The 16,003-nt window shown below is 67.7% G+C and carries 14 protein-coding genes and 1 pseudogene; 7 read left to right on the forward strand and 8 right to left on the reverse strand.

Annotated elements, in window-relative coordinates; translation table 11 throughout:
* Nucleotides 1-190: 190 nt before the first annotated feature.
* On the reverse strand, nt 191-1,858 hold the full coding sequence (gene ettA, locus WS62_RS30510; protein ID WP_066579028.1) for an energy-dependent translational throttle protein EttA: 1,668 nt from the start codon (nt 1,856-1,858) through the stop codon (nt 191-193).
* Nucleotides 1,859-2,192: 334 nt separating this feature from the next.
* Nucleotides 2,193-2,495, reverse strand: coding sequence for a DUF3761 domain-containing protein (locus WS62_RS30515; protein WP_066579031.1), 303 nt, complete (start codon nt 2,493-2,495; stop codon nt 2,193-2,195).
* A gap of 148 nt (nt 2,496-2,643) precedes the next feature.
* Between WS62_RS30515 and WS62_RS30520 the strand changes: the two genes are divergently transcribed.
* From WS62_RS30520 to gabP, 3 genes are all read left to right on the forward strand, one after another.
* Nucleotides 2,644-3,609, forward strand: a complete 966-nt coding sequence (locus WS62_RS30520; RefSeq protein WP_066579034.1) for a glycerophosphodiester phosphodiesterase family protein — start codon at nt 2,644-2,646, stop codon at nt 3,607-3,609.
* Between the two features lie 243 nt (nt 3,610-3,852).
* A complete protein-coding gene (locus WS62_RS37750) occupies nt 3,853-3,990 on the forward strand; it encodes a hypothetical protein (RefSeq protein WP_197422954.1) in 138 nt (45 codons plus the stop codon).
* 458 nt (nt 3,991-4,448) lie between these two features.
* Entirely contained in the window at nt 4,449-5,852 is a 1,404-nt protein-coding gene (gene gabP, locus WS62_RS30525; RefSeq protein ID WP_066579036.1) for a GABA permease, read from the forward strand.
* 105 nt (nt 5,853-5,957) lie between these two features.
* Here the strand turns inward: gabP and WS62_RS30530 are convergent.
* The 6 genes and pseudogenes from WS62_RS30530 to WS62_RS38720 all read right to left on the reverse strand — a co-directional run.
* Nucleotides 5,958-6,285 (reverse strand): annotated as a pseudogene (locus tag WS62_RS30530) (AraC family transcriptional regulator); the annotation flags it as partial.
* On the reverse strand, nt 6,240-7,085 hold the full coding sequence (locus tag WS62_RS30535) for a hypothetical protein (protein WP_066579038.1): 846 nt from the start codon (nt 7,083-7,085) through the stop codon (nt 6,240-6,242). The pseudogene WS62_RS30530 and the gene WS62_RS30535, both read right to left, overlap by 46 nt.
* On the reverse strand, nt 7,082-8,161 hold the full coding sequence (locus WS62_RS30540) for a GSCFA domain-containing protein (protein ID WP_066579040.1): 1,080 nt from the start codon (nt 8,159-8,161) through the stop codon (nt 7,082-7,084). The genes WS62_RS30535 and WS62_RS30540 overlap by 4 nt, the downstream gene beginning before the upstream one ends.
* 323 nt (nt 8,162-8,484) lie before the next feature.
* Nucleotides 8,485-9,579 (reverse strand): redox-regulated ATPase YchF, encoded by a 1,095-nt coding sequence (gene ychF / locus WS62_RS30545; RefSeq protein WP_066579043.1) that lies wholly within the window; start codon nt 9,577-9,579, stop codon nt 8,485-8,487.
* Between the two features lie 430 nt (nt 9,580-10,009).
* Nucleotides 10,010-10,375: a hypothetical protein gene (locus WS62_RS30550; protein WP_066579045.1), complete on the reverse strand. Its 366-nt coding sequence runs from the start codon at nt 10,373-10,375 to the stop codon at nt 10,010-10,012.
* A gap of 417 nt (nt 10,376-10,792) precedes the next feature.
* Nucleotides 10,793-10,915 carry a hypothetical protein gene (locus WS62_RS38720; protein ID WP_081464153.1) on the reverse strand — a complete coding sequence of 41 codons (123 nt, stop codon included), beginning with the start codon at nt 10,913-10,915 and terminating at the stop codon, nt 10,793-10,795.
* Nucleotides 10,916-11,222: 307 nt separating this feature from the next.
* Here WS62_RS38720 and WS62_RS30555 point away from each other — a divergent pair, with 307 nt between their 5' ends.
* The 4 genes from WS62_RS30555 to WS62_RS30570 all read left to right on the forward strand — a co-directional run bounded on the left by WS62_RS30555 (nt 11,223) and on the right by WS62_RS30570 (nt 15,886).
* Entirely contained in the window at nt 11,223-12,404 is a 1,182-nt protein-coding gene (locus tag WS62_RS30555) for a UbiH/UbiF family hydroxylase (protein WP_059598314.1), read from the forward strand.
* A 98-nt stretch (nt 12,405-12,502) separates the two neighbouring features.
* Complete coding sequence (locus WS62_RS30560) at nt 12,503-13,231, forward strand: DsbC family protein (protein ID WP_059598313.1); 729 nt, start codon at nt 12,503-12,505, stop codon at nt 13,229-13,231.
* Nucleotides 13,232-13,322: 91 nt separating this feature from the next.
* Complete coding sequence (locus tag WS62_RS30565; protein WP_066579048.1) at nt 13,323-15,152, forward strand: M61 family metallopeptidase; 1,830 nt, start codon at nt 13,323-13,325, stop codon at nt 15,150-15,152.
* Nucleotides 15,153-15,289: 137 nt separating this feature from the next.
* On the forward strand, nt 15,290-15,886 hold the full coding sequence (locus tag WS62_RS30570; protein ID WP_059598311.1) for an FMN-dependent NADH-azoreductase: 597 nt from the start codon (nt 15,290-15,292) through the stop codon (nt 15,884-15,886).
* The last annotated feature ends 117 nt before the right edge of the window (nt 15,887-16,003 follow it).

The following is a 16,003-nucleotide window of genomic DNA, read 5'->3' on the forward strand; positions in this document are numbered from 1 at the left end:
CGCGGCAGCCGTCGCCGCAGCCGATCGCCGATCGTAGATCGCGCGAACCGCCGCCGCTCGCGCGACGCCGATTCCGGCGAACGGCGAACGGCGAACGGCGAACGGCGAACGGCGAACGGCGAACCGCGAACGACGAACGACGAACGACGAACCGCGAACGACGAACCGCGAACGAATCCGCGGCCGGCCGTTACCGGCTGATCGGCTTGTAGCGCAGACGCTTCGGCTTCGCCGCTTCCTCGCCGAGGCGCGCACGCTTGTCGGCTTCGTACTCCTGGTAGTTGCCGTCGAAGAACACGGCCTGCGAATCGCCTTCGAACGCGAGGATGTGCGTCGCGATCCGGTCGAGGAACCAGCGGTCGTGCGAGATCACCATCACCGAGCCCGCGAATTCGAGCAGCCCGTCTTCGAGCGCACGCAGCGTTTCGACGTCGAGATCGTTCGACGGCTCATCGAGCAGCAGCACGTTGCCGCCCGCGATCAGCGTCTTCGCGAGGTGCAGGCGGCCGCGCTCGCCGCCCGACAGGTTGCCGACGTTCTTCTGCTGATCGCCGCCCTTGAAATTGAAGCGGCCGATGTACGCGCGCGACGGCGTCTCGTACTTGCCGACCGTCAGCACGTCCGCGCCGCCCGAGATCTCTTCGAACACGGTCTTGCTGCCGTCGAGCGCGTCGCGGCTCTGGTCGACGTACGCGAGCTTCACCGTCGGGCCCTGCACGATCTCGCCCGAATCCGGCTGCTCCTTGCCCGTCAGCATCCGGAACAGCGTCGACTTGCCCGCGCCGTTCGGCCCGATGATGCCGACAATCGCGCCCGCCGGAATCTTGAAGTTCAGGTTGTCGATCAGCAGGCGATCGCCGTATGCCTTGCTGACGTTCTTGAACTCGATCACTTCATTGCCGAGGCGGTCGCCGACCGGGATGAAGATTTCCTGCGTCTCGTTGCGCTTCTGGTATTCCTGGCTGTTCAGTTCCTCGAAGCGCGCGATACGCGCCTTCGACTTCGCCTGGCGGCCCTTCGGGTTCTGGCGCACCCACTCCAGTTCCTTCTTGATCGCCTTCTGGCGCGCCGATTCCGACGCTTCTTCCTGCTTCAGGCGGTCTTCCTTCTGGTCGAGCCAGCTGCTGTAGTTGCCCTTCCACGGAATGCCGTGGCCGCGGTCGAGCTCGAGAATCCACTCGGCCGCGTTGTCGAGGAAGTAGCGGTCGTGCGTGACCGCGACGACGGTGCCCGGGAAGCGCGTCAGGAACTGCTCGAGCCATTCGACCGATTCGGCGTCGAGGTGGTTGGTCGGCTCGTCGAGCAGCAGCATGTCGGGCTTCTCGAGCAGCAGCTTGCACAGCGCGACGCGGCGCTTTTCGCCGCCCGACAGATGCTCGATCTTCGCGTCCCACGGCGGCAGGCGCAGCGCGTCGGCGGCCACTTCGAGCTGTTGCTCGGGGCTGCCGCCGTCACTCGAAGCGAGGATCGCTTCGTACTTCGCCTGCTCGGCGGCGAGGGCGTCGAAGTCGGCGTCCGGTTCGGCATATGCCGCGTAGATTTCCTCAAGCTTCTTGTTGGCCTGGAACAGGTCGCCGAGACCTTCCTCGACGGCTTCGCGCACCGTCTTCGTCGGGTCGAGCTGCGGTTCCTGCGGCAGGTAGCCGATGTTCAGGTTCGGCATCGGCGTCGCTTCGCCTTCGATGTCCTTGTCGACGCCCGCCATGATGCGGATCAGCGTCGATTTGCCCGAGCCGTTCAGACCGAGCACGCCGATCTTCGCGCCGGGGAAAAACGACAGCGAGATGTCCTTCAGGATCTGGCGCTTGGGCGGCACGATCTTGCCGACCCGGTTCATCGTGAAAACGTATTGGGCCATCTGCGTGAATGAAAGAGTGGAAGTTCACGCGGCCGCGCGCCGGCTGGCGGCCGACGGCGGCGACGTGTGCGATTTGGTTCGTGGAAGCGGCCGCGGCGCGTGCCGGTGGCGGCGCCGCGGCTGCGCGGCGCGAACCGCCATTGTACTTCGGCGTGGTGCGGGAGCGCGCCGGACAGGCGGCGAATGCGTTTCGTCGTGCGGGGCGGAGCGATGGCGTTTCGGGCGCGCGGCGATGTTGGCCGACCGCCTGACTGCCGCACCGGTTCGCCGTCGCCCGAAACGAAACGCCGCGACTGCAGCGCCGCTTCGCCGCCCGTGCCGAGGCGGCGGCGTGTCACAGCCAGGCGGCGACGCCGCCGTGCCCCGAGCACGTGCCGCGTCGATGCCGGCTGAAGCTGTACGCGCCGTCGCGGCAGCGGGCCGTCGCGCCTTTGGGGACGCGGCCCGATTTCGAATGCGCGGGCGCGTGCACGGTTTCTCCGTCGCGGTTCCGGTACGCGTCGTGGCGGTCGAGGTCGGCTTCGCCGCCGACGGCGGGCGTGGTCGGCGCGTAGGCGAATGCGGGCGGGAGCGGGAGCGTCGCGAGGGCGAGCGTGACGGCGATGCGCCGCGCCGCGCGGGACAGCGGAAGTAGCATGGTCTCTCTCGATTGTCGTTGTCGGTATCGCCTGGCGGCAGGATGGCATCTTAACTGCAGCGAATAACTGCAGCGAAGCGCTGAAGAAAATCCGCTGCGCATCGTCAAATCAAGAGGCGAGACATATTTCGATGGAGGAAGCCGATCTATGAATCGACTGATTGACCTGACGCGACTGCGGGCGGCGCTTGCCGGCGCCGCGCTCGGCCTGGCCGCGTGCGCGGGCGGCGGGCCGGTCGGCGAAGCGCCCGCGACGCTGCCGCTCGTCGTCGCGCACCGCGGCGGAACGGGCGACGCGCCGGAGAACACGCTCGCGGCGATTCGCGAGGCGGTCGCGAATCGTGCGGACGCGATCTGGCTGACCGTCCAGTTGAGCCGCGACGGCGTGCCGGTGTTGTACCGGCCCGCCGATCTGTCGGCGCTGACGCAGTCGAGCGGCCCGGTCGCCCGGTATGCAGCGGCGCAGCTCGCGCAGATGAACGCGGGCTGGAATTTTCGGGACGCGAGCGGACAATATCCGTATCGCGTCCGCCCGGTCGGCATCCCGACGCTGCGCGATGCGTTGCGTGCGATTCCGCCCGCGATGCCGGTCGTGCTCGACATGAAGGCGCTGCCGGCCGGGCCGCAGGCGAAGGCGGTCGCGGATGTGCTGGCGAGCGAGTCCGCGTGGCCGCGCGTGACGATTTATTCGACCGACGCGGCGTATCAGGCCGCGTTTGCGTCGTACCCGCAGGCGCGGCTCTTCGAGTCGCGCGATGCGACGCGAGGGCGGCTCGTGAACGTGCTGCTCGGCGGTGCGTGCGAAGGCGCGCCCGATGCGCCCGTGTGGGCCGGTTTCGAGATGCGTCGGAATCTGACGGTGAGCGAGCGCTTCACGCTCGGCGAGGGCGTGTCGAAGGTCGCGGCGACATTGTGGACGCCCGCGACCGTCGCGTGCTTCAAGCAGCGCGCGAACGCCCACATTCTCGCGATCGCGGTGAACGACGCGCACGATTACCGCGTGGCCGCGTGTCTCGGGGTCGACGCGGTGCTCGCGGATTCGCCGCGCGGGATGGCCGCGATCAAGGCGGCGCTGCAGGCGCGGCCGTTGCGTTGTGGAAGGGAGGCGCGATAGATGGAGCGCGCGACGACCGTGCGCCGCAGGCGTGTCGAGCGGATGTCCCGAATCGATCGGTGTGGCTGGCGACGGTGCGGTCGATTTGCGGCGTCGGGCGCACATGGTGCGGCCGACTTCGTAGCGCGGCGTCCGCTTCAATGATGCCGCAGTCGTCGACGACGATCTGCGCGTCGCGCAATTGCGCGGTTTCGCGGTGCCGGCATCGCAGACCGGCTCGACCGCCGTGCGTCGCCGTTCGCGATGTTCGCCGGGTGGCCGATCGTGCTGGTGCGCCTGTCGGCCGTGCATCCGGACACCGTGAAGGCGCTGCTCCTGCGCGAATGGCAGGCGATCGTGCCCGTGAAATGGCGCGACGAGACGGCGGGCGGCGCGCTGTGATTTGTCTGTCGACGCGCGTTTTTCGTCGCTACGCCTGCTTCACGAAGCGCCGTGCGTGGGCATCCGGCCGTTTTTTTCGAGCGGCTTCGCGGGCCCGTGCGACAGCGTCGGACGGACCATGCATCGCTCGCGTCTTTATCGATACGGCAAATGGTTCTATCGAAATTCACCAATTGGTTCTTAGTCGCGAACCGTTTGATGCTTACACTGCTTCGCTTCGGAGGCGGCCGACCATGATGCCGACGGCAGGGGCGCCGCGATGCGCCGCCGCATGCGCGGCGCATCGCAAACGCAGTTGCGCGGATCTGCGCGGCGCATCCGTCCGGGCGGCCGCAGGCGCGATGTCCGGCCGACGCGCGACGCACGTCGCGACGAGCACGGTTCGATAACAAAAAAAGGCCCCGCGCCGCCTTCACACGATGCCCGGTCATACCGGAACCGTTTATTTGGAGGGAGACATGAAAGGAAATCAGACAGGCCTGGGAACCGGCCTGAAGCAGCGTCACGTCACGATGCTGTCGATTGCGGGCGTGATCGGCGCCGGGCTGTTCGTCGGCTCGGGGCACGCGATTGCGGAAGCCGGGCCGGCCGCGCTGATCGCATACGCGATCGCAGGCCTGCTCGTCGTACTCGTGATGCGGATGCTCGGCGAGATGGCGGTCGCGCAGCCGGACAGCGGTTCGTTCTCGACCTATGCCGATCGCGCGATCGGCCATTGGGCGGGCTTCACGATCGGCTGGCTCTACTGGTGGTTCTGGGTGCTCGTGATTCCGATCGAGGCGACGGCGGCCGCGACGATCCTCAACGTATGGTTCCCCGGCGTCGCGACATGGATCTTCGCGCTCGGCATCACGTCGGTGCTCACCGTGACGAACCTCTTCTCGGTCAAGAACTACGGCGAGTTCGAATTCTGGTTCGCGCTCATCAAGGTGGTCGCGATCGTCGTGTTCCTCGCGATCGGCGGCGCGGCGATCGTCGGCCTGCTGCCGGGCTCGAGCGTGTCGGGCGCCGCGCGGCTCGTGAACGCGGGCGGCTTCATGCCGAACGGGATCGGTGCGGTGCTCGCCGCGATGCTGACGACGATGTTCTCGTTTGTCGGCACCGAGATCGTCACGATCGCCGCCGCCGAGTCCGAGCAGCCGGAGCGCCAGATCGTTCGCGCGACGAACTCGGTGATCTGGCGGATCTCGCTGTTCTATCTCGGCTCGATCTTCGTCGTCGCGGCGCTGGTGCCGTGGAACGACGCGCTCTTGCCCACGCACGGCTCGTATCAGCGCGCGATGGAACTGATCGGCGTGCCGCACGCGAAGGCGATCATCGACGTGATCGTGCTCGTATCGGTCGCGAGCTGCCTGAATTCGGCGCTCTATACGGCGTCGCGGATGATCTTTTCGCTGTCGACGCGCGGCGACGCGCCCGCGTTCCTGCGCCGCACCGACGCGAGCGGCACGCCGCGCGCGGCTGTGCTCGCGTCGACCGCATTCGGCTTCCTGACCGTGATCGCGAACTACGTGATGCCCGAGCAGGTGTTCGGCTTCCTGCTCGCGACGTCGGGCGCGATCGCGCTGCTCGTCTATCTCGTGATCGCGATTTCGCAACTGCGGATGCGCTCGACGCTCGACGCGACCGGCGAGCGCCTGCCGCTGCGGATGTGGTGCTTCCCGTGGCTCACGTGGGCGGTGATCCTGTTCATCTGCGGCGTGCTCGTCTTGATGCTGCTGCGTGAGGATCACCGGATGGAAATCGCCGCGACCGCGGTGCTTGCGCTCGCCGTCGTCGCGGCGTCGTGGATGAATCGGCGCGCGCGCGGCGCCGAGGCGTCGGCGTCCGCGCCGCCTCGGGTGTCCGCGAACCTGCGGTGACGGGACATCGGCCCGGCGGCGGCGCGCGGCCGCCGGGCCGATCGCATTCGGTTCGATAAGCGGAGCCTGGCGAAGCGCGGCGAGACACGCCGCGCCGAATGCAAGTCACGCGTTCGGCAGGATCTGCTTGTCCGCGTGCTCGTAGCGATACATCGCCATCGGCGTCCTGGGCATGGCGCGCGCCGCGGCCGCAAGCTGGACGCGCGCCATGCCCGCGTAGCGCCGAAAGTCCGGCGTCATCTGCGCGTGATCGTAGTAGCCGCAACCGATCGCCATTCCGCTCGGCGCGGGCGGCGCGAAGCGCGAAATCAGCGGCGATCAGGCGGCCGAGCGTGCGCGCGTAGCGAAACAGCGAGCGCATCTCGCGCGCTTGTGCCGTTGACGCCGTTAGGCTTGCGGTACGTTGGCGTTGGCGTTGGCGTTGGCTTCGGGCCTGGTTTCGGCATCGGCATCGACATCGGCATCGACCGGCCGTCTCGCGAGCGCCTGCTGCAACTGTTCGAGAACGAGCGCGCCGTACCGCGCATTGCCGTGAAACGGATCGGGCTCGCACCATTGCTGGTCCATGAGCCCGTCCCGCGCCGGCCCCGGCAGCGGATAGTCGAGCAGTGTCACGCCGTCGCGCATGCCGGCCGCCATCGCCTTCAGCGCGTCATGCTGCGCGTCGAAGTACTGCCGCCAGATGGCCGGGCCGACGGCGCGATACCAACGGTTGATCGTCCAGTCGGAATCGGCGGCCAGCGCACGATTCGGCGCCGGCCAAGGCTGAAGGAAAACGGGCTTGTCGTACCGGCCGGCGATGTGCTTCGCCAATCTGGCGATCGGCTGTTCGGCAAGCCATCCCGCGATCGTTTTCGACAACACGGCTGTCGAGACGACGGCGAGGTTCGCGGGCAGATGCTCGGGCAGATGCAAGCTCGACGAAGATGCGTTTGCCGCAAGCCACGTCGCGCAAGCCACGTGCGACAGCGGATGCATGCCGCGCTCGAGCGTTTCGTTGCGCGCGGCCCACCAGCCGAGCGCCGAGATCAGGTAGCCGTCGTAGTCGCCCAGCAGGATGCCCTTGTCGTCGTCCGCGAGCGGCGGGGCGTTCGTCAGCCGATCGGCGTCGGCCATGGCCCATTCGCCGGGTATGAAGTAGAAGTCGAGCTGCCCGATCGCGCCGCCGAGCCCTTCACGGTGCGCGGCAACCAGCGCGAGCGCATGCGAGTTGCCGATTACGGCGATTTTCATGGCTTCAGCTTCCTGAACGCGTCCAAGATCATGTCTTCGCATACTTCGTCGCGCGCGGCCGGCCCGGGCGCGCCGCGCTCGGGCGGGACGGCGGCCGTTTCGGGCGACCGCACATCGCCGGGCGCGACGGACGTCAGGCCGTCGAAGAATTGCTGCATCACGAAGTCGACGCCGAACGTCGAGACCGAGCGCATATTCGGCTCGTAGAACGCTCCCTTGAACGGGAATGCGCTGACGATCTCGTACGACGGGAAATAGTCGACGTTCGGCCGCGACGCCGCGAGTTGCCCCGCGACGGCCCGCAGTATCGACTTCGAATGAACCGTCGCGACGAGCACGTGCGCGTCGGTCGCGGTGGCCGTGAGCGGAACGGGCGACACGGTGAGCAGGCACCGTATCCCGCGATTGACTTGCCGGACGAGATCGAAGACGTCGGACAGGTCCGCGACGATCTCGTTGAATGCGTAGTTCTTGAATGCGTGGCGGGCGGCGTCGAACGTGCCGGCGACGGTGCCGGGACACATCGGATAGACGACGCGGCGCTCGGTGTCGAGCCATGCTTCCGTCAGTCCGAGCGTAAAGATGAACACGCCGCACGTTTCGAACATTCGCCGGAGGTTGCCGAGCGTCGCTTGCCGCGTGAGCAACGCTTCGTCACGCGATGCAAAGCCGTTCGGCTCGATGTTCGGCCGGAACGGATCGTAGTAGCGGCCGTTTTGCTCCCAGATCTCGTCGGACGGCGCTTCGACGCCGAATGCCCAGCGCACCCACTGGTTCAGCAGCGCCGCCGTGTAGACGTTGCCGATGCGCGCCGAAAAGACGCGGTAGTGGTAGTCGTCGAAGAGCGCTTCGGGGAAGCGGCTCGGCGGCGGTTCGCTGTCGAGCCAACGGTAGCCCGCCCGCATCAGCGCGCGGCTGATGTGCTGCGCGAAGCACGAGCCGAGCGTCGCGATCGGTTCGTGCTTGCCGATCGGATACTTCGGCCGCCAGAGGTCCGAGATCTCCATCGGATTGACGTCTCCGACCGCGGGACGCCAGAAGGCTCTCGTCGGCTGCAGCGCGTATGGATTCGACATGCTCGCTGGAAAGAGGAGATTGATCGGAGTCGGGGGCGTGTTGCCGCGAGCGGCGTTCGGCCGAGCCAGCCAGCATGATATGTCACGAGCCGGCGGTTTTTGAAGCGCGGAGAAGAGGGGGCGCTCGGGGGGCTCTGCGTGAGGCTTCGGGGAGCGGACGGGCGGGATCGCCGGGGCCGGCGAGCGCGGCTTCGATCGAATCGGAAAGCGGTGGCGACGCGCGAGGATTTCGCGTTCGGCGTGATCCGCGCGAAATCGAAACGACCCGGCGGTCGCGAGCGGCGAACGATCCGCCGCCTGCGCCCGCCGAGCCGGTGGTACGGCTAGACGTTGAACAGGAAGTTCATCACGTCGCCGTCATGCACGACGTACTCCTTACCTTCCGCGCGCATCTTGCCAGCTTCCTTCGCGCCTTGCTCGCCCTTGTACGCGATGAAGTCGTGGTAGGCGATCGTCTGCGCGCGGATGAAGCCGCGCTCGAAATCCGTGTGGATCACGCCCGCCGCCTGCGGCGCGGTATCGCCGATGTGGATCGTCCACGCGCGCACTTCCTTCACGCCCGCGGTGAAGTACGTCTGCAGGCCGAGCAGCTTGAAGCCCGCGCGGATCACGCGGTCGAGGCCCGGCTCTTCCATGCCCATGTCGGCGAGGAACGCTTCCTTGTCGGCGTCGTCGAGATCGGCGATCTCCGCCTCGATCGCCGCGCACACCGCGACGACCGGCGACTTCTCGGCGTCCGCGTACTGGCGGACCGCGTCGAGGTGCGGATTGTTCGCGAAGCCGTCGTCCTTCACGTTCGCCACGTACATCGCCGGCTTCGCGGTGATCAGGCAGAACGGCTTGATGAGCGCCTTCTCGTCGTCGGACAGATCGAGGCCGCGCACGGCCTTGCCCTGGTCGAGATGCGCGCGCGCCTTCTCGAGCACCGCGACGAGCTTCGCCGCTTCCTTGTCGTTGCCCGACTTCGCCGCCTTCGAATAGCGGGCGAGCGCCTTCTCGACGGTGCCGAGGTCGGCGAGCGCGAGTTCCGTGTTGATGACTTCGATGTCGTCGAGCGGGCTCACCTTGCCGGCGACGTGGATGACGTTTTCGTCCTCGAAGCAGCGCACGACGTGCGTGATCGCGTCTGTTTCGCGGATGTTCGCGAGGAACTGGTTGCCGAGGCCCTCGCCCTTGCTCGCGCCGGCGACGAGGCCCGCGATGTCGACGAACTCGACGACGGCGGGCACGACGCGCTCGGGCTTGATGATGTCGGCGAGCGCTTTCAGGCGCGCGTCAGGCACTTCGACGACGCCGACGTTCGGCTCGATGGTGCAGAACGGGTAGTTCTCGGCGGCGATGCCGGCCTTCGTCAGCGCGTTGAACAGGGTGGACTTGCCGACGTTGGGCAAGCCGACGATGCCGCATTTGAGGCTCATGGATTCCTTCGGGATTCAATGGGTTGTGCGTGATGTGGAGCGCATCGTGCACGGCGCGGGGCGTTCGTCCGCGCGCCTTTTGGGCCACATCGGGGCCGGGCAGGAGCGTCCGTTCGGACGCTCGAGCGCAAGCGGGACGTGCGCTGCCACCAAAAGAGGCAATTGTAACTCGTTCGACGGCGCGCCAAGGCAACCGGCGGCTCGAGCGGCGTCGCCGCGCGCGGGCCGCCGGCCGATGTCCGGGCAGCGCGGGCTCGCAGCCGACTCGATGTGAGCGATGTCGCTGCGCACGGCGAAGCGCGTATCACGTGACAAGCGCGGGCGGAATCGCATTCCGCGGGAAGACGGCCGGCGCCTTCAGGCGGCGGTGCGGTGCGCGCCGGCGTCGATCGTCCTTCGTCCGCGCCGCCCCGCGAGGGCAGCGGGCGAATCAGTCGGCGGTCCGCCGATCGACGAGCGCCGTGCGGCAGTCGTTCAGCACGAGCTGCGCGAGGCGCGCATCGTAGTTCAGATCGTCGGTATCGATGATTTCCTCAACTGCGTCGCGCGCCCACGGCGCGTTGACGAAATCCGCGTGCTTCTTCGCGATGTCGAGCGCGATGAGCGACAGCTTCGCGAGCGTCAGCCAATCGGCCTCGCGCGCATGCCGGTCGAGCCATTTGTGCGCGGACTGGACCTGAAAGGCTGCACCTGGCCAGCTCTCGTTCAGGTAAAAGGCGCCGAGATTTCCGACGGCGAGCCAGCAGAGCAGCTCCACTCGGTCCTGTTGATTGAGATGGTGGCGCAGGTCGCTCATGGCCGTGCTCGCGATGGTGGTTGAGACCTGTTTTTGCGACGCCTGCAGATTGGTCGCGTCGTCATTGAAACGATAGCACGCGATGAGCGGAATCAGACAACCGTTCGGTGGGGTGGAACGCACTTTGCGGCGCTGGGGGCTTGCGCGTGGGGGCAGCGACGGCCGCAGCCGTGGCGACTGTCCGTGCGGTCGGAGTGGCGAGTGAGCGAAGGCTGAGGGACGGCTGAAGGAAGACTGAGGGAAGGCGCTCGATCGAGCCGCCGTTTTCGTCGACAGGCGCGCGTTTGCGGTCGTGCATCGGCCCGGCTGGCGCCGGCTCGAGGGCCGGGCGCCAGCCGGCGTCAGCGCGCTCCCCGCGTGCCGCACGCGACGAGATGCGCCATGCGATCCGCGAGCAACGAGCCGCCGAACCGCATATCAATACCGGTAGTAGTAGTCGCGATGGTGATAGTAGCCGCCGCCTTCCGGCACCACGATGCATCCTGCGAGCACGCTGCCCAGCACGACCGCGAGGGCGGCGAGAGCCGCGATCCGTTTCATCGACATCTCCTGTTCCAGTTGTTGCGTCGGCTCACTGTAGCGGCCGTGCGCATGACAAGCGGTGTGCGTTTGTAAGGAAACGTGTGGCGCGTAACGCGCGGTTCCGGTGGCGAGCGGCGGTGGGCGAGCGCCGGTTACATCGCCGCTGACGGGCGGTGCGGCCGCGTCGGCGCGCGGCATGCGCGGTTACGTGGAAACCCGCGTTCGACGAGCGCGGCGAAACCGGCTCGATGCGTGCGTCACCGTGTCGCGTGCCCTGATTTACCGCAAATTCCCTGAGCGAAGCGACCTGCTTCGCCCGGCTATAATGCCCGCCATGACTGCCTACCATCAGACCTTCGACGTCGCCGTCGTCGGCGGCGGCCTCGTCGGCAAGACGGCCGCGCTCGCGCTGACGCAGGCGGGCCACAAGACCGCGCTGCTCGCGCAGCCGGCCGCCCCGCGTCCCGCCGATCTCGCATTCGATTCGCGCATCTACGCGCTATCGGCGAGTTCGCAGGCGCTCCTCGAGCGGCTGCGCGTGTGGCAGGCGCTCGACCACAGCCGGCTCGCGCCCGTCTACGACATGCGCGTGTACGGCGACGCGCACGCCGAACTTCACTTCTCCGCGTTCCAGTCGGCGGTGCCGCAGCTCGCATGGATCGGCGAATCGTCGCTGATCGAATGCGCGCTCGACGCCGCGCTGCGCTTCCAGCCGAACCTCACGTGGTTCGACGCGCGCGCGCAGGGCTTCGACGTGAAGCCGGACGCCGCGACGCTCGCGCTCGCGAACGGCGACGTGATCGAATGCGATCTCGTCGTCGGCGCGGACGGCGCGCATTCGTGGGTGCGCTCGCAGATCGGCTCGAAGGTCGAGCGGCGCGATTATCGGCAGACGGGCGTGGTCGCGAATTTCAAGGCGTCGCTGCCGCATCGCGAGACCGCGTATCAGTGGTTCCGCGATGGCGAGATCGTTGCGCTGCTGCCGCTGCCGGACGGCCACGTGTCGCTCGTCTGGTCCGCGCACACCGCGCACGCCGACGCGCTGCTCGCGCTCGATCCCGCGCAGCTCGCGGCCGAGGTCGAGCGCGTGACGATGAACCGCCTCGGCGCGCTCGAGTGCGTGACGCCCGCGAAGGGCTTCCCGCTCGCGCTGCAGACGGTCGACCGGCTGATCGCGCCGCGCGTCGCGCTCGTCGGCGACGCCGCGCACCTGATTCACCCGCTCGCGGGCCAGGGGATGAACCTCGGGCTGCGCGACGTCGCCGCGCTCGCGGACACGATCGCGCACCGCGAAGCGTTCCGCGATCTCGGCGACACTGTACTGCTGCGCCGCTACGAGCGCGCGCGGCGCGAGGACATTCGCGCACAGATGATCGCGACCGACGGCCTGCAGCGGATCTTTTCGCTGCCGGGCACGGTCGCACGCATCGTGCGCAATACGGGGATGGCGCTCGTCGGCGCGCAGCCGCTCGTCAAGCGCTGGCTGGTCGCGTCGGCGCTCGGCTGACCGCGGCGGGCGAACCTTCGCGCAGCACGGCAGTCCGACACTGCTCCGCCGCAGTCGTACACTGTGGCGTTGCACGCACGCTTTGAAGGAAGATTTGCATGAAAAAAACGATTCGTATCGCCACGCTCGCGCTGGCCGCCGCGACGGCGACGCTCGGCTGCACCGCGCAGGCCGATCAGACCACCGACAAGCTGAAGGCTGCATTGCAGTCCCGCCTCGGCGCCGACGCTCCGATCAAGAGCGTGACGAAGTCGCCGATCGCGGGTTTGTACGAGGTCAACCTCGGCTCGCAGATCGTTTATAGCGACGCGTCGGGCGACTACGTGCTGCTCGGCGAGCTCGTCAACACGAAGACGCACAAGAACCTCACGGCCGAGCGTCTCGCCGAGATCAACAAGATCGATTTCACGAGCTTGCCGCTTTCGAACGCGATCAAGGTCGTGAAGGGCAACGGCGCGCGCAAGATCGCGGTGTTCTCCGATCCGAACTGTCCGTACTGCAAGAAGCTCGAGACGACGCTGCAGTCGGTCGACAACGTGACCGTCTACACGTTCCTGTATCCGGTGCTGTCGCCCGATTCGACGGTGAAGTCGAAGTCGATCTGGTGCGCGAGCGACCGCGTGAAGACCTGGCAGGCATGGATGCTCGAGCATCGCGCGCCCGCGAGCGCGACGAGCTGCGACACGACCGCGCTCGACAAGAATCTCGCGCTCGGCCGCGGGATGAACGTGACGGGCACGCCGACCGTGTTCCTCGCCGACGGCACCCGCCTGCCGGGCGCCGTGTCCGCCGACGAACTGAATCAGGCGCTCGCCGGCGTCAAGTGACGCGGCGTTTCTTGCATCGCGAAGGAGGCGCCGGCGCTTGGCCGGCGCCTCTTTTCGTATCCGTTTCCGCTAGCCCCGACCGATTCCGACGATGAAGCCGATTCGCTACACGATCGTTCCGAAAGACCCCGCCGCCCACCTGTTCGAAGTGACGCTCACGCTCGCCGATCCCGATCCGGCGGGCCAGCGCTTCACGCTGCCCGTGTGGATTCCGGGCAGCTACATGGTGCGCGAGTTCGCGCGCAACATCGTGACGCTGCGCGCGTTCAACGACGCGGGCCGCAAGCTGCGGATCGACAAGACCGACAAGCAGACCTGGCAGGCCGCGCCGACGTCCGGATCGATCACGCTGCGCTACGACGTCTACGCGTGGGATATGTCGGTGCGCGCCGCGCATCTCGACGACACGGGCGGCTTCTTCAACGGCACGAGCGTGTTTCTTTCGCCGGTCGGCCGCGAAGACGCGCCGCGCGAGGTGACGATCGAGCGCCCGGCGGGCGATGCATATCGGCGCTGGCGCGTCGCGACCGCGCTGCCGGAGGCGCGCGGCACGAAGCGTTACGGCTTCGGCGCGTACCGCGCGGAGAATTACGACGAGCTGATCGATCATCCGGTCACGCTGGGCGAATTCGCGCTGACGACGTTCGAGGCGCACGGCGTGCCGCACGACGTCGCGATCGCGGGCCGTGTGGTCGGGCTCGATCTCGAGCGGCTCGCGGCCGACCTGAAGCGCGTGTGCGAAGCGCAGATCGCGCTCTTCGAGCCGAAGACGAAGCGCGCGCCGATGTCGCGCTACGTGTTCATGACGCAGGCGGTCAGCGACGGCTACGGCGGGCTCGAGCACCGCGCGTCGACCGCGCTCATCTGCAATCGCAGCGATCTGCCGGTGAAGGGGCGCCCGGAGACGACGGAAGGCTATCGCACGTATCTCGGCCTGTGCAGCCACGAGTACTTCCACACGTGGAACGTGAAGCGGATCAAGCCGGCCGCGTTCGCGCCGTACGACCTGTCGCGCGAGAGCTATACGTCGCTGCTGTGGCTCTTCGAGGGCGTCACGTCGTACTACGATGACCTGATGCTCGTGCGCAGCGGCCTCATCTCGCAGGACGACTATTTCGCGATGCTCGGCCGCACGATCGCCGGCGTGCAGCGCGGCGCCGGCCGGCTCAGGCAGAGCGTCGCCGAAAGCTCGTTCGATGCGTGGATCAAGTACTACCGGCAGGACGAGAACGCGACGAACGCGATCGTCAGCTACTACACGAAGGGCTCGCTCGTCGCGCTTGCGTTCGATCTGGCGATCCGCGCGCAGACCCGCCATCGCAAGTCGCTCGACGACGTGATGCGGCTCCTGTGGCAGCGCTTCGGGCGCGACTTCTATCACGGCAAGCCGCACGGCGTCGGCGAGGACGACGTGAAGGCGCTGATCGCCGAAGCGACGGGCGTCGACCTCGGCCGGCTGTTCGACGATGCGGTGTCCGGCACGCGCGATCTGCCGCTCGCCGCGCTTTTCGAGCCGTTCGGCGTGACGCTCGCGCCCGACACGGGCGCGAACGGCTCGACCGGCGCGCCGCCGAAGCCGACGCTCGGCGCACGCACGCGAGGCGGCGCGGAATGCACGCTCGCGGCCGTCTACGAAGGCGGCGCCGCGCATCGCGCGGGGCTGTCGGCGGGCGATGCGCTCGTCGCGCTCGACGGGCTGCGTGTGACGGGCTCGAACCTCGATGCGCTGCTCGCGCGCTATCGGGTCGGCGACAAGGTCGAGATCCACGCGTTCCGGCGCGACGAGCTGCGCGTCGCGCGGCTCAAGCTCGACGGCCCGGAAGTCGCGCGCTACAAGCTGACCGCGCAGCCGAAGCCCGCCGCGACGCGTGCGCACCGCGACGCGTGGCTCGGGCTGCCGGCGGCGCGTGGCGGGAAATAGCCGCGCCGAACCGGGCGTCGATTGTTTCGCTGTTGCAACAATCCGTCACCCAGTCACGGCTTTTTCGCGACCGCAACGATCCGCACAATGGCGTCACTCGCGCTGCACTTGGCGCAAACCAACCCCCGGAGCCCGACATGACGACCATTCTTCAGATCAATTCCGCCGCCCGCTCGCAAGGCGCCCAGTCGACGATGCTTGCCGACGAACTGACGGCGAAGCTGCAACAAAGCCACCCCGGCGCGACCGTCAAGGTCCGCAACCTGCTCGCCGACGCGCTGCCGCACCTCGACGACGCGGTCCTCGGCGCGTTCTTCACGCCGGCCGACCAGCGCACCGCCGAGCAGAACGCGATTGTCGCGAAGAGCGACGCGCTGATCGACGAGCTGCGCTCGGCCGACGTGATCGTGGTCGGCGCGCCGATGTACAACTTCGGCGTGTCGTCGCAGCTCAAGGCGTACTTCGACTGGATCGCTCGCGCAGGCGTCACGTTCCGCTACACGGCGGAAGGCCCCGAAGGGCTGATCAAGGGCAAGAAGGTCTATGTGGTGTCGGCGCGCGGCGGCAAGCACGTCGGCATGTCGACCGACAGCCAGACGCCGTTCCTGCAGACGTTCCTCGGCTTCATCGGCATGACCGACGTGACTTTCGTCTACGCGGAAGGTCTCGCGCTCGGGCCGGATGCTGCGAACGCCGCACTCGCGAACGCACGCGAGGCGATCGCCGCGGTTTGAGCGTCTTCGCCGGATAGCTGAAAAAAACGCCGCGGACCGGAAGGTTCGCGGCGTTTTTGCTTGTGTCGAGAATGTGCCGAATGTTGCCGCGGCATCGCGGCCCGGCGTGCGCCCGCA

The organism is Burkholderia sp. ABCPW 14 (genome assembly GCF_001523835.1).
Taxonomy (GTDB): Bacteria; Pseudomonadota; Gammaproteobacteria; order Burkholderiales; family Burkholderiaceae; genus Burkholderia; species Burkholderia mayonis.